17 protein-coding genes are annotated in these 20,573 nt (G+C 34.0%); all 17 read right to left on the bottom strand.

Going from position 1 to position 20,573, the window contains the following annotated elements:
* Positions 1-9 precede the first annotated feature (9 nt).
* Entirely contained in the window at positions 10-1,839 is a 1,830-nt protein-coding gene (gene asnB, locus VRU49_RS04660; RefSeq protein WP_330145623.1) for an asparagine synthase (glutamine-hydrolyzing), read from the bottom strand.
* A 25-nt stretch (positions 1,840-1,864) separates the two neighbouring features.
* Positions 1,865-3,760, bottom strand: coding sequence for an asparagine synthase (glutamine-hydrolyzing) (gene asnB, locus VRU49_RS04655; protein ID WP_330145622.1), 1,896 nt, complete (start codon positions 3,758-3,760; stop codon positions 1,865-1,867).
* Positions 3,748-4,902 carry a glycosyltransferase family protein gene (locus VRU49_RS04650; protein ID WP_330145621.1) on the bottom strand — a complete coding sequence of 385 codons (1,155 nt, stop codon included), beginning with the start codon at positions 4,900-4,902 and terminating at the stop codon, positions 3,748-3,750. The genes asnB (VRU49_RS04655) and VRU49_RS04650 overlap by 13 nt, the downstream gene beginning before the upstream one ends.
* Before the next feature lie 24 nt (positions 4,903-4,926).
* Positions 4,927-5,970 (bottom strand): non-hydrolyzing UDP-N-acetylglucosamine 2-epimerase, encoded by a 1,044-nt coding sequence (wecB, locus tag VRU49_RS04645; protein ID WP_330145620.1) that lies wholly within the window; start codon positions 5,968-5,970, stop codon positions 4,927-4,929.
* A gap of 33 nt (positions 5,971-6,003) precedes the next feature.
* Positions 6,004-7,179 (bottom strand): glycosyltransferase family protein, encoded by a 1,176-nt coding sequence (locus VRU49_RS04640; RefSeq protein ID WP_330145619.1) that lies wholly within the window; start codon positions 7,177-7,179, stop codon positions 6,004-6,006.
* Positions 7,180-7,346: 167 nt separating this feature from the next.
* Positions 7,347-8,669: a glycosyltransferase gene (locus VRU49_RS04635; protein ID WP_330145618.1), complete on the bottom strand. Its 1,323-nt coding sequence runs from the start codon at positions 8,667-8,669 to the stop codon at positions 7,347-7,349.
* Between the two features lie 13 nt (positions 8,670-8,682).
* Positions 8,683-9,642, bottom strand: coding sequence for a methionyl-tRNA formyltransferase (locus VRU49_RS04630; protein WP_330145617.1), 960 nt, complete (start codon positions 9,640-9,642; stop codon positions 8,683-8,685).
* Between the two features lie 2 nt (positions 9,643-9,644).
* Positions 9,645-10,637 (bottom strand): hypothetical protein, encoded by a 993-nt coding sequence (locus tag VRU49_RS04625; protein ID WP_330145616.1) that lies wholly within the window; start codon positions 10,635-10,637, stop codon positions 9,645-9,647.
* A gap of 7 nt (positions 10,638-10,644) precedes the next feature.
* The gene (locus tag VRU49_RS04620; RefSeq protein ID WP_330145615.1) at positions 10,645-11,601 is read right to left on the bottom strand and encodes a class I SAM-dependent methyltransferase; all 957 of its coding nucleotides are present in this window, start codon (positions 11,599-11,601) and stop codon (positions 10,645-10,647) included.
* Positions 11,602-11,603: 2 nt separating this feature from the next.
* Complete coding sequence (gene asnB / locus VRU49_RS04615) at positions 11,604-13,493, bottom strand: asparagine synthase (glutamine-hydrolyzing) (RefSeq protein ID WP_330145614.1); 1,890 nt, start codon at positions 13,491-13,493, stop codon at positions 11,604-11,606.
* Positions 13,493-14,635 (bottom strand): DegT/DnrJ/EryC1/StrS family aminotransferase, encoded by a 1,143-nt coding sequence (locus VRU49_RS04610; protein ID WP_330145613.1) that lies wholly within the window; start codon positions 14,633-14,635, stop codon positions 13,493-13,495. The genes asnB (VRU49_RS04615) and VRU49_RS04610 overlap by 1 nt, the downstream gene beginning before the upstream one ends.
* Before the next feature lies 1 nt (position 14,636).
* Positions 14,637-15,929 (bottom strand): ABC transporter ATP-binding protein, encoded by a 1,293-nt coding sequence (locus VRU49_RS04605; RefSeq protein WP_330145612.1) that lies wholly within the window; start codon positions 15,927-15,929, stop codon positions 14,637-14,639.
* The gene (locus tag VRU49_RS04600; RefSeq protein WP_330145611.1) at positions 15,929-16,795 is read right to left on the bottom strand and encodes an ABC transporter permease; all 867 of its coding nucleotides are present in this window, start codon (positions 16,793-16,795) and stop codon (positions 15,929-15,931) included. The genes VRU49_RS04605 and VRU49_RS04600 overlap by 1 nt, the downstream gene beginning before the upstream one ends.
* The gene (gene lhgO, locus VRU49_RS04595) at positions 16,795-17,988 is read right to left on the bottom strand and encodes an L-2-hydroxyglutarate oxidase (RefSeq protein ID WP_330145610.1); all 1,194 of its coding nucleotides are present in this window, start codon (positions 17,986-17,988) and stop codon (positions 16,795-16,797) included. The genes VRU49_RS04600 and lhgO overlap by 1 nt, the downstream gene beginning before the upstream one ends.
* Positions 17,989-17,990: 2 nt before the next feature.
* Positions 17,991-18,971 (bottom strand): NAD-dependent epimerase/dehydratase family protein, encoded by a 981-nt coding sequence (locus VRU49_RS04590; protein ID WP_330145609.1) that lies wholly within the window; start codon positions 18,969-18,971, stop codon positions 17,991-17,993.
* 4 nt (positions 18,972-18,975) lie between these two features.
* A complete protein-coding gene (locus VRU49_RS04585; RefSeq protein ID WP_330145608.1) occupies positions 18,976-19,998 on the bottom strand; it encodes a Gfo/Idh/MocA family protein in 1,023 nt (340 codons plus the stop codon).
* Position 19,999: 1 nt separating this feature from the next.
* A complete protein-coding gene (locus VRU49_RS04580; RefSeq protein WP_330145607.1) occupies positions 20,000-20,572 on the bottom strand; it encodes an acyltransferase in 573 nt (190 codons plus the stop codon).
* Position 20,573: the final 1 nt, after the last annotated feature.

Raw genomic sequence — 20,573 nt, 5'->3', positions numbered from 1 at the left:
GTTTAATATTTAATTAATGTAGCTAGCAATCATTAATTGATACCAACTATTATCATTTATTTCATTTGCATTAACAGCTTCAGGATTTCTCTCAGCTTCTTTTTTTGTTATAATACCTGCTTTTAAAAGTTTCCTTTTACCTTCTACAATTACTTCTTTTACTCTATCATCTTTCATCCAATCCTTTTGAGGAGGCTCATAACCAATCTTATCCGTTCTCCAAGTAATTTCCTCTGGCAAAATATTTTTAAATGCTTCTCTCTGTATCCATTTAGACCAATTATTTCTTATTTTATAAGAACTTGGTAATTTCATTAAAAATTCAACTAAGTTCTTATCAAGAAATGGCAATCTTACTTCTCTACTATGAGCCATAGAGTTTCTATCTGCATAACGCAGTAAATCTTCCAAATTCCCATTCATCAAATCATGGCCCAAATGCTTATTTAATGAGTAATGAATTTCATTAGGCTCAGAAAGTTTAGAAGCAAATTCTACAAACTGATGTGAATATCCATTTTTTAATAAATTATCTTTATAACTCTTTTCAATTTTTTTATCTAAATAACGTTTATATGCCCCTGAAAAAGTACTTTTAATTAAGTTTTTAATAGAACCTTTAGATTGTATTGTATTTACAACATTATCCCCATATAATTCTCTATTGTAAGTGTTTGCATAAAACATGTATCCACCGAGTAATTCATCCGCACCCTGTCCATCCAATAATACGGTTACATTATTCTCTTTAGCCAAACGCATCACCTCGTATTGCGCATAAATACTTGCACTACCAAATGGCTCATCTTGATGAAAACATAATTTTTGAAAGTTTTCTATAAAACCTTCTTTATCTGGAAAAGTATAATAAGGTGTAGCATTGGTTTTATTAAGAACTAATTCCATAAATTGGCCCTCATCCTTAGCGAAACCGGGAAAACGAGCACTAAAAGTATTTTGACTAAAATTTTGACCTTTGTTTAAATAATCAATCATACAAACTACAGCACTAGAATCTAGACCACCACTTAAACTACTTCCAATTGGAACATCACTTCTTAACCTTCTTTTAATTGAGGCTTCAAAAAGGTGGAAAAATTCATCCTTTACCTTATCTACTATTAAATCAGTTTCCTTTAGCTCATCTGATGGTAAACTCCAATATTCCTTTTGTATAATTTCTTTAACCCCTCTTTGTATCTCAATGGAATGACTAGGCTTTAATTTAAAAATCTCCTTAAAAAAAGTTTTTTCTCTATCCGTTGGATGATGAACACGTCCATAATTAAGAAAATAGAAGGCAGTTTCCATATCCATTTCTTTTGAAAGTCCATTAGCCCAAAATGCTTTAATTTCGCTAGCAAAATAAAAAATTCCATCTTCAACTTTATAAAAGAAAGGTTTCTCACCAAACCTATCTCTAGCAATAAATATTTTTTTTTCAACTTTATCATAGATCACAAAAGCAAACATACCCTCCAAATCTTCTAAACATTTAGATTTTTTGTGATCATAAAGCGCTAACAACACTTCCGTGTCTGAATTACTTTTAAAAGTATAACCCAGTGTTAAAAGCTGTTGTTTTATCTCTATATAATTATAAATTTCTCCATTAAAGACTATGGTATATCTATCTAGATAATGCATAGGCTGGTCTCCAAAATTTGACAAGTCAATAATTGAAAGTCTTCTATGACCTAAACATATTTGTTCTTCCGAATCTATCCAATGCCCAAATCCATCTGGACCTCTATGCGCTATGGCATTAGTCATAGATTCGACTTGACTTAATGTTACTTTTTTACCGCTTAAACTTATTTGACCTGCTATACCGCACATATTTTAGTATAAATAATTATATTTTTTAGGAAAAAAGGCTACCTGCCATCCATTGGCGCCAGCTACTATCATTTTCATCTGTAGCAGAAACCGCACGTGGTGTTTGATTTAATACTCTCTTATTTAAAACTCCTTTACTAACCAAAAGTTCCTTTTTACTTTGAATCATCTCTTTAGCCAGAGCAGTATCCATCCAGGCCTTTTGAGGTGGTTCATATCCAATTTTATCTTTACGCCAAGTTATCTCATTGGGCAATATATGCTGAAAAGTTTCGCGCATTATATACTTCGTCCAACCTTTCGAAATCTTAAATTCAGCGGGAAGTGTAAATAGAAACTCTACCAATTTATGATTCAAAAAAGGAAGTCTAACCTCACGAGAGTGTGCCATGGAATTTCTATCAGAATATCTAAGTAATTCCGAAAGGCCCTTAGTCATTGTACTATAATATAATGCCTCATTTAATGACTTCTTTGCGTATAAATCAAAATTTAAACCCAAATAAGATTTATCTGCAAAATTATTCGTGAACTCTCTATTTAAAGATGGATTAATTAACTCTTTTAAAGCGTTTTTATATTGAAAATAGGGTTTTATAATAAAAGGGAAAGCATTTTTTATTCTCTTTTTAAAACCAGGACTAACATTTTTATTAATAGCATTAAGAGCGTGTAGTTTATTATAATCAGCTAGCGCACGCTCATACATGCCTTTGTCTTTATTTTTTAATTCTTCGAAATATGAATTATAATAGTAATGGTATCCACCCAATAATTCATCTGCACCTTGACCATCCAACAATACAATAACCCCATTATCTTTTGCCAGCTTCATCACATCGAATTGGACACAAATACTTGCTGAACCAAATGGTTCTTCTTGATGATAAGCAACTTTTTCAATTTTCTCAATAAGTCCAATTTCGTTCGGAAAAGTAAAAAAAGATTCGGCTTTAGTTTTCGTATTAACCAAATCCATATACTTACCTTCATCTTTCTCGAACCCTGGAAATCTAGCAGAAAATGTCTTTTGTTTTACTGGAGAACTTTTATTGACTAATAAATCATTTATCACACAAACAATTAAACTACTATCTAATCCTCCAGATAAGCTGGATCCAACTGGAACATCAGACCTTAATCTTTTCTTTACTGAATCATAAAATAAGGATTGGAACTTTTCTGAAGCTTTAGTAATATCTGTATTATAATCTACATTATTAATATCTATATCCCAATATCTCTTTTTAATTAAGCTAAAATCATTTAACTTAAGTATTATGTAATGAGCCGCCTCTAGCTTCTGAATACCTTCATAAAATGTTTCCGACTGATCGTTTGCATTTTCCAGCAAACCATAAGACAGATAATTATACAACATTTTATTATTTACATCCTTAGGGATACCTGCAGCCCATAATTCTTTCATTTCGGAACCGAAATGAAATTCATCTTTACCATTATAAGTATAAAAAAGAGGCTTTTCACCAAATCTGTCTCTCGCAAAAAACACCGATTTTACTTGTTCATCGTAAATAGCAAAAGAAAACATTCCGTCTAAATCTTCTAAACATTTCTCTCTTTTAGCATCATATAACGCCAATAAAACTTCAGTATCTGAATTTGAATTAAATGTATATCCTTTGGCTTGAAGACCTTTTTTTATTTCGAGGTAGTTATAAATTTCTCCATTAAATGTAATCGTATATCTCCCATTTGCATAATGCATGGGTTGTGCTCCAAAACTCGACAAATCTATAATAGATAACCTTCTATGACCAAAACCTACCATTCCATTCTCACTAATCCAATGACCTTCCCCATCAGGGCCTCTATGTGCTATGGAATCTGTCATAAGCTTGAGACGCTCGACAGTGACTTTAGAAATATTTTTAGAAATAATCCCTGCTATTCCGCACATGTATCAGAAAGTAATTTGTTGGTCAAACACAAAAGTAATGTTTTATTTCCATTTGCAGATAGGGAAATAGCTGATTTATCTGCGTTTGATTTGTAATGCATAATATCTTCTGCACTAAGTTTATTTAGGCTAACTGCCATACTTTCAGCTGTAAAATCGTTTGCAATTACACCCAAATGATACTTTTTAGAAATGGCTGCCATTTCTACTGAAGGGGCTATTGCAATACACAATCTTGCTTGTATAAATTCAAAAAATTTGTTTGGTAAGGCAATTTCATAATTGAAGTTTACTGGTGGCAAAATAAAAAGGCCAATATCAAACTGATTAATAAATTCTGCAATTTCCGTAGTGGGAACTGGTTCTAGAAATTTTATATTCTTTTTTCCAGCCGACAACAATTTCAATTCTCCTAAATAACCCGGATCTGACTCCATCAACATTAAATTCAACTCAAAACGTGAATCCAATTTATCCATCATTTCTATCATTAAATTTAAATGCCTGCTCCTCATGGCACCTCCGTGATGAATAATTTTAATCGAATCTTGGAGAACTGGCTTGGGCTTTAAATCTTGAAAGTACGGTGCGTTTGTTAGTACTGTTGCTTCTACATTAAAATCTTTCTTTAGTCTTTCTTTTATACTATTACAAACTGTTAAAATAACGTCAGATTTGTTTAAATATTTCTTCAATAAGCTTGTATAATAATTTTTAAATCTAATTTTCCAAATCAGCGAATCCGTTTTTTCTAATGGAGCAAATTCATGCAAATCAGTAATCAATTTACACCCCCAAATTTCACTCAATTTTACAGCTAATGGTAACACTTGTACATCGTTTGAAATTATACAATCAGCAGGTGAAAGTTTTTCAAGTTTTCCGTACAAGCTTTTAATATTAATTTGCTTCCAATATAGAAAATCAAACATTTGAAATAATACAAGTACTAAATCAATAATTTTAAAGATCCAATTATTTTGGGGCTTTTCTGGTATTTCTAGATATTCAACTCCTTTAATATTTGGGTTTGTTAATCCAACTGCAACCAAATTATAGCTATCCTTTAAAAACTCTATTTGTCTTAAAATACGAGGATCTCTATGTAATTGAGAAAGCGAAATTATTACTATTGTTTTCAAATTATATTGTCTATTCAGAATTCGTTATATATACTTTTTGATAATTTCTACAATTTCTTTAGCCGCATGTCCATTTCCATATAAATTAGGATTATGCTGCCCCAAATCTCTTTGTAATACTTCTGGAATTCTTGTAACATCATCAAAAACTAAAGTATTCCAGCCATTTTCAAGTGTTTCTACCCATTCTGTCTCTTTCCGAATAGTTATGCATTTCTTTTTAAGCATGTATGCTTCTTTTTGGATACCTCCACTATCAGTAATTACACAAGAGGCATTTTTTTGGTAAGAAATACTATCTAAATATCCGGATGGTGGTACAAACTCTATATTACTATAACTTTTTAAATCGAATGCGTTTGCTTTTAAAATGTTTAAAGTTCTAGGGTGTATAGAAAATATAACTTTTTTGTCTAGTTCATTTAAGGTTTTTAAAATCACCCTCATTCTGTCTAAATCGTCGGTATTATATGGTCTATGTATGGTCACAAAATAATAAGGCGCCCCATTATAAGGCTCAATTTTTGATTCCATAAGTCTTAAAATATCGCACATTACATCGCCACTTTTAAATATCCTATCATGCTTAATACCTTCTTTTTCTAAGTTATGAATTGCCTGATCGGTCGGACAAAACAATAAATAAGCAAACTCATCCGAGATAATCCTATTTATTTCCTCTGGCATTTCTCTATTATAACTTCTAAGACCTGCCTCAATATGAATTTGAGGTATGTTCATTTTAGCGGCAACTAAAGCTCCTGCTAAGGTAGAATTTGTATCTCCGTAAAGTAATAATGCATCAGGTTTTTCTTGCAAACAAATTTGTTCAATGTCTATCATCATTAAACCCGTTTGTGCCCCATGAGGTTTCCCCGCAGCAGATTCTAATAAAAAATCTGGTTTTGGAATATTAAGCTCATCAAAAAACACAGCACTCATGTTCGAATCAAAATGCTGACCTGTATGCAGTGTTAAAGCTTTAAAATGCTTTTGAAGCTCTAATTGCATAGGCGCATGTTTAATGAATTGTGGCCTTGCTCCAATTATGGATATAATTTTTTTCATTTTTAATTTTAAAACAACTTTGCAACTTTAAATTTAAACAAAAAGACTAATAAGCTTTTTTTTAAGTTGCTCCATCGAATCTTCCGAAGAGAGAATTCGGGCAGATTTATGAACATTTGATTTATAAAATTCTATATCTTCTTTTTTAATAGAGTTTATACAATCTAATATGTCCTTGGTTTCGAAACCTTTACCTACTAAACCCAAATTATATTCTTCGATGTACTTAACCATTTCTATTGACGGTCCCATAGCCAACATTAATCTTCCTTGAATAAATTCAAAAAATTTATTTGGCAAGGCATGTACTTGGTTAAAATTTAATGGTGGAAGAAAATAAATACCAACATCAAACTGATTAATGTATTTCGCGATTTCTTTAGTTGGCACTGGTTGGTGAAAAATGATTTTAGTTTGCCCTGCAGCAAGTTCTTTCAATTTTTCACCATAAGGCGAATCAAGGCCTACCAACATTAAATTTAATTCGATATCACCTCTTTTAGAATCTATAAATGCTTGAATTAACTTATCTGTATTTCTATCTGGTGAAATGCCTCCATGATGAATAAATCTTATTTTATTTAAGGAGTTTTCAGATGGTATAATATTTTCAAAGGATGGCGCGTTTAACACAACATCAAATTCTTTATTTGTTAGCCTTTTATATTCAACCGCTAATCCGTGAGAAACGGTAGTATTATAATCTGCCATAGGTATATACTTTTTACATAAGTAAGTACAATAGGGTGCTGTATTTTTTAACCATTCTTCATTATTCTCGTATTCTAAAGGGGAATATTCATGAGCATCGAAATATACATACGATCCATTTATTTCTTTTATTTTTATAGCCAAAGGAAGCGTCTCTAAATCATTTGCAATTACTAGATGAAATCTATTTTTTATCAATTTATTTAATGTGATTCTCCTTGATGGAGTCCAATAGATTTTTTCAAAATCCCCCATTTTTTCAGTCCAGTACGATTGAAAAAATTTCCTGAAAATATTACTAGGATAAACTACAAAAAGTGTGATTATTTTTCGTAATAATGCAGGGTAATGTAAATGAAAATCTAATATATATTCATGTTTTATTTGAATGAAATCCATTTCATTTGCATGTTGGGATGAACTTAACCCAGCAGTAGTAACATCAAAAGTTTCGCTTAAAATTTGAATTTGTCTTAATATTCTGGGATCTCTATCCAATTTTGAGTAACTAATTATTAATATTTTCTTGTTGGCCTTCATCTCTCGGTTAGGTGTTTATTGCATAACTCAATTAGGATATAAAACACTAATCTACAGCTTTTATATTGGTTAAATTATTAATAAAAAAGAATCTAAATTCAAAGTTATACTTCTACAATTGAAAATTATTTTTTCAATTTAGAAAGGATTTCGTTAAGTAAAATGGGCTTATCTTGCAATTGTAGACTCTCTACTCCATAAGCATCTAACATGTCCTGCATCAACTTTAAGGCATTTGAATCTTTAATGCAGCAGCCTTGCCAATACTTTATTTTAAAAGGATCAATATACCAATCTTCTGGAACATCATCGTTGATGATCCTTTCAAATTTCTTTGCAACGTTTTCCAAACCCCATTGCTCTTTAACAAATTTTTTCACTGCCATACCAGACTCTTCTCTTAATTCTTTTCTTTCTAAGAGTTGGATTATGGTTTCTTCCAATTTATCAGGATGCACAAAAAAAGTAGGAGGAACAAGTTGCTTAGGCAAATATTCTTTGTAAATCTCACTATAATATCCACAAACTATTACAGGCTTTCCAAAATGCGCTGCCTCTGTTGCAAATCCAGCCATTGGTGTATCGCTATACAGCTGATCAACAACAATATCTGCCTTTCTTAGTTTCTCTAACACTACAGAATTTGGTTGATTAGATACCAAATCTAATTTGATCTTATAGCCTTGTTTAATCAATTTTTCTACAACCCTTATTATTTCTGGAGAGCCTTTGGCAATAGGATTTGAGGGGCTGTGCAAAATGATTATTTCACTAGACTGCTTCAATAATGGTTCTCTAGATATATTGGAAGTAGCAAACGGCACTCCTATTTTTATAAAATCTATGATAGGCACGCGGTGAAATTGACTTGTGGCAGGAGCGTTAATTATATAATCTGCATATTTTTCAACCTCTTCTACCTTAGTCTTTATTGCTTTTGTCAAATCATAACATTCTTTCACCGTACCGGAGGTTGTAGACATCGTAAAGCCATCCATATAAGGGGGTCTTGCGTCTGAACCATGATAGATATAAATGATTTTTTTGTTATGCTTTTTAAGTTTCTCTAAATCATTAAATGTTAAACGGTTTGAATCTTCATAATCAAATAGATCTTTAAAGCTAGAATTTACTCCGAAAATAAATACATCATATTTTTTTAGACAATAATAAAATAATAACTTGACTAAAATCGAATACAGACCAGACAAGATTACATACATTCGTCTACTGAAGCGTGTATTTCCATAGATTTTGGTTTTGAACTTTCCTAACTCCCGAATACAACTTAAAAGAACATTGCGATTGGAGTTTTTTCTATATTTAAAAGCGTGTTGATTTACAGTAAAAAAATCTGCCTTATAACCTAAATCTCGCATCCCTTCCTGCAAATTGTAGTAATAACCTGCAATTTCATGGAACCCTAAACATATCCTAGCTTTACTCATTTTATTATCAATTCTAAAAAGTCAAAGCAGAAAAACTATTTAGGAAAAACCTGGCTCGCACAGATTTAAACACATCTTCAAACTTTTTGCCATTATCCTCCCAATTTAGCACTGAGAGCTTTAGTTTTCCTGTACCACAGAGCACCGTTACTGTTTTTTCATTATGACTGAATGCGGTGATTTGCCCCGGTATGCCGCAAAATACCTCATCATCCTGAAAAATTTCAGCCTCCCACACAGTGATTTTTAAGTTATTTAAATACGTATATGCTCCACTATATGGTCTAGATGAAGCATTTATCAACCGCAAAATATCAATATTTGGCAAATTCCAATTTATGAATCCATCTTCTGGTCGACGAGAGTAGCATCTGAGAGCAACTTTAGGGTCCAAAGATTGGTGCTCTAGAACATATTTTTTGTCCGCCCTAAGTTTCTGGAGGGAACTCAACATTAACACTGGTATTCTAGTTACCATCCAATCAAACACCATTCCTATTTTAGTGTTAATATCAATCGGTAAGTATTCTCTTTCAATGATAGGACCAGAATCTAATTCACCTCCTATCATTTTATGAATACACAACCCAATTTGCTTTTCACCATTTATTATAGCCCATGCTTGACAAGCATTACCTCTGTACCTCGGCAAATCTCCACCGTGTGCATTTAATATACCTAAAGGAAACAAATCAATTACTTCCTGACTGATAATACCCGAATAATTAATACTAACAGATACATCTATTGCAGGCAAAGATTTTACTTGATTTATCACCTCCTCTGTAATTTTTGGCGCGTAAATAAACTTCGCACCAATTCTGTTCGCTAAATCTTCAAAATCTTTTGATTTTATTGCATATTCTGGAGCTTCCTTCGACGTTATAATCAATGGAATATGAAACCCAGCTTCTAATAAACAAATTGCTGAATTATAAATAAGCTCACTTCTACCAATTATTGCTACCCTCATAATTATAATTTCTGTGTCAAATTAGTACAATCATCCAGTATTAACTCTTGCCCAACTTTAAACCCTGCAGTTAACAAATTAATAATCGGATGCATTCCCACATGCCCCAAAGTATAAGTCATCACTTGTGCTCTTCCATCTTTAGGCGGATAAACGGAAATTCCTTTTCTTAGAAAGAAGTCGGCGTATAAGCTCCCGTAAAGATGTACCAAACCAAAAGTATTATTAATAGTTAGGAGTTGATCTACATTTAAGATTTCTGAATAGTCTGCCGTTTCTGAATAATCTGCTATGAAGATAAAATCAACATCATGAATATTTTGTAATAACACCGCTGCATCAGTAGTAATTATGCACTGAGCAGCTCCTAAGTTGCTAAAAGCCTTTAAAGCTTGATCTCCAAAATGGTCGTCGCTCCATATAATAATCTTATTGTTAACGACCTCGAATCCTGCTTCAAACGCCATTTTAATTGCGAGCGCGGAAACTGCATCGAACACTCTAATTTTGGGGTGATTTTCCCAAGTACCTGCTACTTTAATATTATTCAACCTACAAAAATCTAAATCTAAATCTTCTCTCCTGAATTCCCAGGCCTCAAACATTAAAGGGATAACAGCATTATCTTTAACATGAATTAATTTATCTTTATCTAAAGGCCTCAGCATTCCAGAATTTGTAATTATATCTGCTTCCGACAACCATCTAGTATCCAAAATATTTTCACCCACTTCTAGTTTATCAGCCAAGCCAATTGAAAAAGCAATATGGAAACACCTGTCTTTAATTTCACAGGCTTTCCCATAACTAGTATCTTTAGTAAAAGCATATACCTTTTCCGCTCCAGCTAGCAAAGGAATAATAGGTGTATATATGTAATTCTGGCTTCCTACTTCCGTGAGTATAATTTTGCCCCGCAAGTCTAAATTCAAAGCATTTATAGCTTTCCTTATGATAGATATTGCTCTCTTATCTGAAAGATTCAAACCATTCATATATTATCTATTTACTAAACCTGCCAGAATAACAAGCTTCTTCGTCGTGTAGGAATTCTAACTTCATGTTATTCTCTTTACCCATATTCAAAAATTCTTGTAAAGAAAACCTTTTGGCATTGCTTGGAGCGTACCAATCATAATTGGTACTTTTATTTAAATCAAAACTCCATTCGTCTTTCCAAAAGCACTTTAAGAAATTCCAATAGATAAATCGTTGTATATCATACTCGCCCCCTTTTATTCCTAAAAGAGGGATATCTGGGGAAATAAAACTAACTTTTAGCTCTGATAATGTTTTTCCCAAAACAGTTAATTGTTCTGAAAATTCCCACATTTTATTATTGGGAATTTCTAAAGTTTGTGATCTAAAGTAGTCGTCTACCAACTCCCTAGGCAAAGCTTTCTTTCTATACACGTAGCATGCAAATTGACCCTTCATGGAAGTCAATTCAGAAAGATGTTTAAAGGTCAATTCTGGGCTTTCAGTGTGCATAATTACTTGGTCACAAACTACAAAATCAATGCTACCCTTCTTCAAACCAGTCTCTGCAATATCAGACTTTAAGAAAAACAAATTCGATATGTGCTTATAATTTTTTGCAGCTAAGATTGCAGCATCAGAAATGTCAATACCAATGACTGTAGCATGCGGCGCCAACTCTGCAAACCAAGCTGCTTTGTATCCTAATCCACAGCCAGTATCAATTATATACTCCTTGTCGGCCAAGAAAGTTTTCAATGCACTTTCATTTTCGAATCCATATAAGTTTAGAAACCAGTCACGCTGAAAACTATACAGCTCAGATACGTCTTCCATCCTTTCCACTTCTGTCCATTTGTCGCTAAAGATAGCCTTAGTTTGATCTTGGTTGGAAGCAATGAATCCGTCTTCTTCTACTTTATGAATAAAGTTATCTTTAACCTGGATAAATACATCAAAAATTTGGTTTAGATTTTCCATTTTTAATACTTTTCGTTATTTAAAAATATCTTACACCACCACTCAAAATTCATAAAACTCCAAATAAGCAATCTATGATTAACGTGGTCATTGATATGCTCATTCACGATTTTCTTTATATAATCTTGGCTGATAAAATCTGAAGATATAGTCTTCTTAGATAGCAACAACTCTTTAATATAATTGGCATTTTCTCCCCTGTACCAGCTCTCATCTGGTGCGGAAAAACCTTGCTTCTGTCTATTGATAATCTTATCCGGCATGAATCCCATCATAGCTTTTCTCAACACATTCTTGCCATCATCAAATTCTTGATACAACTTGCGTTTATTGCCGAATTGATTCTCATTGATACGCTTCATTGCCTCTAAATTACCTAGCTTATGTTTAATGGGTATTTTTTGAGCAAAATTCACCAAATCATTGTCCATAAATGGAAAACGTTCTTCCAGTCCATTGGCCATAGCCAACTTATCTCCCACTAAAAACAAACCAGGCAGAAAGGTCTTGCTTTCGAAGTACAGTGAATTATTAATGTGTTGCTCAGGACTTTGATATTTCAAGCTATCATTAAAGGTAAACACCCTTTCAAAAATTTGGCGTGGTTCGTTTAAGTCGATCTGCCCAAACACTTCCCTTGTAAACAACTGATTCTTCTCCGTATCCGGCACCAAACGCTGCCAGAAATCATAGTAATTGTTAAAATATTCTTTTTGACTTACGGATTGAAATACTCTATAATATCTCCATGGATAACCACCAAACAACTCATCGCCACCTGTACCTTGTAAACAAACTTTAACAAACTTTGAAGCCAACCTTGAGATGTAATAATTGGGATATGACATGCCTACCCGTAAATCTTCTAAATGATGTACTACCCTAGGTAATGACCATTTAATGTCTCCAGCATTTAAAACCTGTTCGTAATGTTCTGTTTTAAAATGGTTTGCCATTAGCTCAGCGTCTCTGCGCTCATCATAATTCGCCTCTACGCCTGTCACTTCACTCATGTCAAATCCACAGGTAAATGTAGCCAATCTATCTACATGGGAAGATGCTATTGCAGTTATTGAACCGGAATCCATCCCTCCCGACAAATAGGACCCTACAGGAACGTCAGCAATCATTTGTCGCGAAACCGCATTCTTAAATAAACGCTCTGTTTCATTCTTTGCATCCTCAAATGAAATTTTTTGATCCGGCTCTGAAAAATTATAATCCCACCATGCCTGATGTTTTATTTCAGTGGTATGGGTGCTTATTTTAACGGTATTTGCTGGAGGCAACATTTCCACTCCATCAAATAACGTTCTATATGTAAACATGTTTTGAAAGGTGAAATACTCATTCAAGGCCCCCATGTTTAATTTAACAGAGAAGCTGGGATGTTGCATAATCGCTTTAATTTCCGAAGCAAAAACCAATGCTTTACCTGTGAACCAATAGTACAATGGCTTAATGCCATATCTATCTCTACTGAGGTAGAGTACTTCTTCTTGATGATGCCAGGCCCCAACAGCAAACATACCGTTTAATCTCTCAAAAAAAGACGGACCATAGGCGGCCAATCCCTCCGAAATGACTTCTGTATCGCTACTAGAAATGAACTGATGCCCTTTTCTCTGTAGTTCTTGTTTAAGTTCTAAATAATTATAAATACAGCCATTAAATACTATAGTCCACTGACCATCTTTAGAGGTCATGGGTTGGGCACCGTTAGAAGATATATCTAATATGGAAAGTCTTCTGTGCGCTAGACCAATACCTTCAGCTATGAAATATCCTTCGCCATCTGGCCCCCTATGAGCAATAGCATCTGCCATGCTCTTAAGGCGTTGATGCGCAATAGGTTCTCTATTTAAATTATATATCCCAACAATTCCACACATTATTTTATTTGCTTTAAGATCTCGACTATATATTGATAGTCTAACTCAGTCATTTTATTATGCAACGGAATAGACATAGAGTATTCATTGCATTGGTAAGCTCCTGGATAATCCTGCTCATCAATGTTAAATGTATTTTTATAAAACCCTAACATATGTACGGCGTGTGTCCCAGGTCTAGTGCTGATACCATGTTGCTGCAAATATTCCATTAAATCATTTCTTTTCAATGGAGATTTAGATTCATCAACGAATAACACGTACGATTGCCATCCATGTTTATACTTATCTGAATATCTAGGTACTCTAAGCCAATCAATTTTTCCCAACTCTTGATGATAATAATTTGCCCAACCTTCACGCTCTTCAATAAACTGATCTAGCTTCTGCAATTGTATAACACCTAAGGCACCCTGCAAATCCGTCATTCTATAATTATAACCGACCATATCAAATTCTGGCAAAATGTAAGGCTTTGGTCCCTTATGACGTTGTTCTTCTGAAATTGACGCCCCATGGTTGCGAAGCATATTTAATCTTTCTGCCAAAGCATCATCATTAGTGGTCAGCATTCCGCCTTCGCCAGTAGTCACAGACTTACGTGGATGGAAAGAAAAACAACCTATATCTCCTAAACTACCTGCCGGCTGTCCGTTCAAAGCAGCACCAGCAGCGCATGCTCCATCCTCAACAATCTTCAACTGTGGGGCTATTTGTTTAATTACATCTATATCTGCACAAAGTCCAAATAGATGCACAGGAATTATAGCTTTCGTTTTGTCGGTGATTTTAGCTAAAATACTATCAGTATTAATGTTAAATGTAACAGGATCTACGTCAACAAAAATTGGCGTTGCACCACAGTACATAACCGCATTTGCTGTAGAGACCCACGTAAAAGCTGGCACCAATACTTCATCACCTGCCTTAACATCTAAAGCAACCAAAGCTAAATGCAGCGCGGTTGTACAATTAGAAACAGCCAATGCATGCTTTACATTGTGTCTTTTAGCAAAGAGTTCTTCAAACTCTTTTACTTTCGGACCTTGTGTAATCCAGCCAGAAAATATCGGCTCTTTTAATGCTTCCCATTCTTCTTGCCCCATGCTAGGCAGTGATATAGGTATAATTCTTTTTTCCATATTATCCAATTTTTTCTGTTTTCCAAGATGATAGAGGTCTGTAATAACCATGAATGGTAGGCCACGGATAATTTATTTCATTATTGGCAGACTCTCTTACTATTCTAAAAGAAGCGAACGATTCAATAAAATCTATATCTGCACCAGAATAAAAATGTGAAATTGATAGGGCAAATGAATAATCGCCAGGCATCAACAAATCTTCAGAGTTTATAGTTATTTTGTACTTTCCTTTGTCCAATGAATACGGTTTATAATTTTTATCCATCACATCCATTGCTATTTTTTCCCCATACACATTCAATAAATGCACACCAATTAAAACATCTTTTAAATCTATATTTACATCTAATTCAACTTCTACTGTAATTTTATCAGCAAAACTAAATTCCTGCTTAGACAAACCTGAAGCATCCATGGCTCGCAAGCTGGTAAATTTAGCTTCTCCTGTACCATGTAGACTCAAATTAGGAGGAATAATGCCGCTCTTAGAACCAACTTCTCCACTGTCTTTTAAATATTCAGAAATTATATCTGTGGTTTCACCAAAATTTACCAACTGCCCATATTTCAAATACATACTCCTTTTGCAAAGTGCTTTTATGGAAGTCATATTGTGACTTACGAAGACAATAGTTCTGCCAGTTTCGTTACCCAATTGATTCATTTTACCCAAACATTTCTTTTGGAATTCTGCGTCACCCACCGCTAAAACCTCGTCCACAATTAAAATTTCACTCTCTAAATGTGCTGCCACCGCAAAAGCTAAGCGAACATACATCCCAGATGAGTATCTTTTTACTGGGGTATCCAAATAGCGTTCTACTCCTGAAAAATCTACAATTTCATCAAACTTAGAGGCAATTTCTCTTTTACTCATACCAAGAATGGCCCCATTTAAAAAAATATTTTCTCTTCCAGAGAGTTCTGGATGAAAACCAGTACCTACTTCCAACAGACTAGCGATTCGTCCTTTTATTTTAACACTTCCTGTAGTTGGTGAAGTAATTTGAGATAGTACTTTTAACAGAGTACTTTTACCAGCACCATTTCTACCAATGATTCCTACCGTATCTCCTTGATTCAATTCAAAATTGATATCCTTAAGAGACCAAACAACATTGCTAGTTCCTGCTTTTGTTCTATCATTGGTCTCTCCAACCATTAAAAATGGGTCTTCCTTACCTCTTTTTAAAGCCCACCAGCGTTTTAAATCATTACTTATAGTACCAGTATTGAACTGACCCAATTGGTAGGCCTTAGAAAGATTTTCTACTTTAATTACTTTCTTCATTATACCGTATCTACAAAGTCTTTTTCGACTTTATTAAAAATCAAAACTCCCGCAACCAATATAATTGCAGAGATCAACATCAAATATATGAAACTATAAATATCAAATTCACCAGCACCAAATAAGCCTTTTCGAATCCCTTCAATAACAGGAGTCATGGGATTGAGAAATATTGCTGTTTTCAAATTACCACTCAATGTGGACAAAGGATACACCACTGGGGTTGCATACATAAAAAGTGGCAAGGCGAAACTCACCAATAAGCCAAGATCCCTATACTTGGTTGTCATAGAAGACACCAACATACCAAACCCCAAACCTAAAACAGCCATAAAAATCAACAATATCGGGAATAAGAGTAGATATATTGTTGGCGAAAAATTGTACTCCTGGAACAGTACATAGTACAAAATCATACAGGCCAGTAAAACCAACTGTATAGAAAATTTCACTAAGCTAGAAATGATAATACTCAAAGGCATAATCAACCTTGGAAAATATACCTTTCCAAAAATTGAAGCATTTTCCCTGAATACATTTGACGTCTTTATTAAGCAATCTGAAAAATAAGACCAAGCAATAATACCTGACAAGTAAAATATAGGTTGAGGGATCCCATCGGTTGGAATCCCTGCCAAATTACTAAATATAAAAACGTAGATAAAAGTTGTAAAAATGGGTTGTATAAAGAACCAAATAGGGCCTAAAGCCGTCTGTTTGTAAAAAGAAACAAAATCCCTCCTTACAAACAAAAATAGCAAGTCTCTATACTTCCACACTTGCTTCAATTTTAGGTCGAATAAGCCCCTAGACGGATGAATTTCTACATCCCACTGATCAAATTCTTTTTCCTTTTCTTGACTCATCAATTTAAATATTCCTTTAAAATGTAATCAGCTATAGCCAAAGAAGCTGTTGCTCCTGGAGATGGCGCATTTAAAACATGTACTTGCCTACCGTCTTTAATTACATTAAAATCCATCAACAACTTTCCTGACTTGTCCATAGCCTGAGCTCTTACCCCAGCAGAACCTTTCACAAAATCGTTCTCTCCAATATCAGGCACCAATTTTCTCGCTTTTTTTAAGAAAGCGCTCGTACTCAGCGAGCTATAAAACTCACCCATACTAAAACTAAAATTCTTTCTAAGGAAATTTAGAAATCCTATATACGTAGCCGACTCTAAAGTATCTTTTATAGATATATCTCTGTTGGTATAACCTTCTCTTTTCAAGGCAAATACAGCATTGGGCCCAACTTCTCTAGCGCCCGTCATCATCCTTGTAAAATGCACACCCAAGAAAGGGTACTCTGGATCTGGAACGGGGTAAATAAGGTGGTTTACCAATTTTTCTGCTTCGGGTTTTAGCATTAAGTATTCCCCTCTAAAAGGTACAATTCTTAACGGTCTTGGTTGTTTAGTGAATTTTTCAAATACTCGATCCGAATGTAATCCAGCGCAACTAACCAATTTATCTACTAGCCATTCGCCTTTACCGTCTGTTAAAATCAGTTGATCTTTAGTTTCTTTAACTTCGTTAATTTCGGTATTTAGTATAATTTCACCTCCATTAGCCAGAATCATTGAGGCCAATTGGTTCATCACTGCTTTATAATCTACAATTCCTTCTTCGGGCACCAATAATGCTTCTTTTGCAACAACAAAGGGCTCTCTTTCTTTTAGTTCTTGTTGCGATAAATATTTTAAACCCGATAATCCATTTGCTGTGCCTCGTTTATGTAGATTATCTAAAAATTTAGTTTCTCGATCATTTGAAGCCACCACAATTTTGCCGCAAATTTCATGTGGAATTTTGTGCGTTTCACAAAAAGCAGTCATTTGTCTAATACCTTCAACTGCCAATTTAGCTTTTAATGAACCTGGTTCGTAGTATAAACCACAATGTAGTACACCACTATTTCTTCCCGACTGGTGCATACCTATTTGAGCTTCTTTTTCGAAAAGCATCACTTTTGCACCTGGAAATTTACCTTGCAATTTATGTGCAATGGCTAGTCCAACAATTCCACCCCCAATAACACCTATTTTTTGAACCATGTTTATTCTTCTACTACTGGATTTTCATTTCTCCATTCTATAAGTTTGGTTAAACCTTCAACCAACGAATATTTATAAGTGAAACCTAATTCATTCTCAGCTTTTTCCTTACTTCCAATCCTATTTTGCACTAAAGCCCTTGCATCGTCTGCAGAATAAGGTTTATAATTCACTTTAAGATCCGATTTTTTCAAATCTAAAATGGTATCGCAAAGTTCTTTTATAGAAGTTTGAATTTCTGTTCCAACATTGTAAAAACCATGTTCTGTATCCGATTTCATAGCCTGAATATTGCATCTAGCTACATCTTCTACATAAATAAAATCGTATGCCTGACTACCATCTCCATTAATGGTTGGTGCTTCGTTTGCATCAATTTTATTTAACATAATAGGAATTACGCCTGTATAGGCTGCAGTTTGATCTTGATGAGGACCATATACATTCATATATCTTAGACCAATAACTTTTAATCCATAACGATCATTGAAAGCAGTGGCCATCGCTTCTCCGGCAATTTTACTAGCTCCATAGAAATTTTTATTGTTAAATGGATGAGATTCTGTCATAGGTAATTCTACCGCATCTCCATACACAGAAGCAGATGAAGACCAAACCAATTTTTTGATGTTGTTTTTTACACAAGCCTCCAAAACATTGAAGGTACCGGCAATATTTACATCAAAAGCAGTACGTGGGTAATCTTTACAATGTAATAACCACATGGCAGCTAAACAGAACACATAATCTACGCCTTCCATTGCTTTATTCAGAATATCTACTTCTCTTATATCGCCCCCTATTGGGAATAATTTACAACGTGGATCTTTTAAAGATTCTTTTAAATAAGACTTTTTACCTCTTGCGAAGTTATCATATACAACAACTTCTGCTACTTCTTCTTTTAATAATTCGGAAACAACAAAACTTCCAATAAAGCCTGCACCACCAATTACTAATACTCTACTATCTTTTAATTCCATTTAATTAATTCTTTAAAGCGTAAATTCTTTCTATAATATCTACCACTTTTAACCCTTCTAAAGCATTAGTGGTAATGGCAGCTCTGTTTTTTAATACATCAACCACATTTTCTATTACATAATGATGGTTGGCTGCTGATCCTTTATAAGCCCCATAATCATTACCCGGATTAGTTGGTGCCAATTCTGGCATTTCGTAATCTTTAACATGGCAATATTCTACCTCATTCATGTATTGACCGCCAATTTTAACGGATCCGTTTTCGGCAATAATGGTCATACTGCTTTCTAAGTTTTGGTTCCAAACCGAAGTAGAATAATTTAAAGAACCCATACCACCATTAACAAAATCGAAACTTACAAAACCAGAATCTTCAAAATCTGTTAAGGTTGCGTGGTTAAAATCGTTAAATTTTGCTTGGATATTTTGAATATCACCAAATAACCAATACATAATATCGATAAAGTGAGAGAATTGGGTAAATAAAGTACCTCCATCTAAATCTTTCTTGCCATGCCAGCTTTCTGGTTTATAATATCTATCGTCGCGGTTCCAATAGCAGTTTAATTGAACCATGTAGATTTGACCCAATTTTCCTGAATCAATTAAATCCTTAATCCAAACAGAAGGTGGAGAATATCTATTTTGCATTACAGCAAATACATGTTTATGTACATGTAATGCTTTAAAGATAACTTTTTCTGCATCTAGTTTCGATAAGCCCATAGGCTTTTCTACAACTATATGTTTTTTAGCTTCCAAACATTTCATCGCTTGCTCTGCATGATAACCATTTGGTGAAGCAATATTTATAACATCTACTTCAATACCCGACTGAAAAAAATCTTCTAAATTATTAAAGAAAGGAACATTATAGTGGTTAATGTTTAATGAATCTGCAGGTTTAACATCTATTAATGCTACCAATTCTGATTCTTGATTTCTAGAAATCATCTCAGCATGGCGTTTACCGATATGTCCACACCCTATTACTGCGAATTTTATTTTATGGTTCGAATTGTCCATTTTATTTTTTTGTAACTGTATTGTCTATTAACTGATATACCTCTTTACTTTCTTTACAAGTTGCGAAACCCTTTTCATCAAATTCTAATCTATGACCATACTCACTCATCCATCCAATTTGCTTTGCCGGATTACCCACAACTAAAGCGTATGCAGGTACTGTTTTAGTAACTACCGCACCAGCCCCAATAAAGGCGAAAGGACCGATATCGTGTCCGCATACGATGGTTGCATTAGCACCTATAGATGCTCCTTTTCCAACATGAGTTTTAGCGTATTGACCTCTTCTATTCACAGCACTCCTAGGGTTGGTAACATTGGTAAATACCATTGAAGGGCCTAAAAACACATCGTCATCGCAGGTTACCCCTTCGTAGATAGAAACATTATTTTGGATTTTAACATTTTTACCCAGTATAACTCCAGGAGAAATAACTACATTCTGACCTAAATTACAGCCATCACCTATTGTACAATTTGGCATAATATGCGTAAAATGCCAAATCTTTACGCCACTTCCTATTTTACAGCCTTCGTCAACAACTGCAGTTTCGTGAATAAATACGTTTTCCATA

The sequence above is a fragment of the Pedobacter flavus genome (assembly GCF_036324285.1).
In the GTDB taxonomy this organism is placed as follows: Bacteria; Bacteroidota; Bacteroidia; order Sphingobacteriales; family Sphingobacteriaceae; genus Pedobacter; species Pedobacter flavus.
The sequence above is the reverse complement of the archived record's forward strand: the minus strand, read 5'-3'. Positions and strand labels throughout refer to the sequence as shown.

Coding starts and splice junctions, on each gene's coding strand:
- VRU49_RS04605 (WP_330145612.1), bottom strand. CDS start 15,929: ATGAAGAAAGTAATTAAAGTAGAAAATCTTTCTAAGGCCTACCAATTG.
- VRU49_RS04630 (WP_330145617.1), bottom strand. CDS start 9,642: ATGAGGGTAGCAATAATTGGTAGAAGTGAGCTTATTTATAATTCAGCA.
- asnB (WP_330145623.1), bottom strand. CDS start 1,839: ATGTGCGGTATAGCAGGTCAAATAAGTTTAAGCGGTAAAAAAGTAACA.
- wecB (WP_330145620.1), bottom strand. CDS start 5,970: ATGAAAAAAATTATATCCATAATTGGAGCAAGGCCACAATTCATTAAA.
- VRU49_RS04600 (WP_330145611.1), bottom strand. CDS start 16,795: ATGAGTCAAGAAAAGGAAAAAGAATTTGATCAGTGGGATGTAGAAATT.
- VRU49_RS04590 (WP_330145609.1), bottom strand. CDS start 18,971: ATGGAATTAAAAGATAGTAGAGTATTAGTAATTGGTGGTGCAGGCTTT.
- VRU49_RS04610 (WP_330145613.1), bottom strand. CDS start 14,635: ATGGAAAAAAGAATTATACCTATATCACTGCCTAGCATGGGGCAAGAA.
- VRU49_RS04580 (WP_330145607.1), bottom strand. CDS start 20,572: ATGGAAAACGTATTTATTCACGAAACTGCAGTTGTTGACGAAGGCTGT.
- asnB (WP_330145614.1), bottom strand. CDS start 13,493: ATGTGTGGAATTGTTGGGATATATAATTTAAATAGAGAACCTATTGCG.
- VRU49_RS04585 (WP_330145608.1), bottom strand. CDS start 19,998: ATGGACAATTCGAACCATAAAATAAAATTCGCAGTAATAGGGTGTGGA.
- VRU49_RS04620 (WP_330145615.1), bottom strand. CDS start 11,601: ATGGAAAATCTAAACCAAATTTTTGATGTATTTATCCAGGTTAAAGAT.
- asnB (WP_330145622.1), bottom strand. CDS start 3,760: ATGTGCGGAATAGCAGGGATTATTTCTAAAAATATTTCTAAAGTCACT.
- VRU49_RS04625 (WP_330145616.1), bottom strand. CDS start 10,637: ATGAATGGTTTGAATCTTTCAGATAAGAGAGCAATATCTATCATAAGG.
- lhgO (WP_330145610.1), bottom strand. CDS start 17,988: ATGGTTCAAAAAATAGGTGTTATTGGGGGTGGAATTGTTGGACTAGCC.
- VRU49_RS04635 (WP_330145618.1), bottom strand. CDS start 8,669: ATGAGTAAAGCTAGGATATGTTTAGGGTTCCATGAAATTGCAGGTTAT.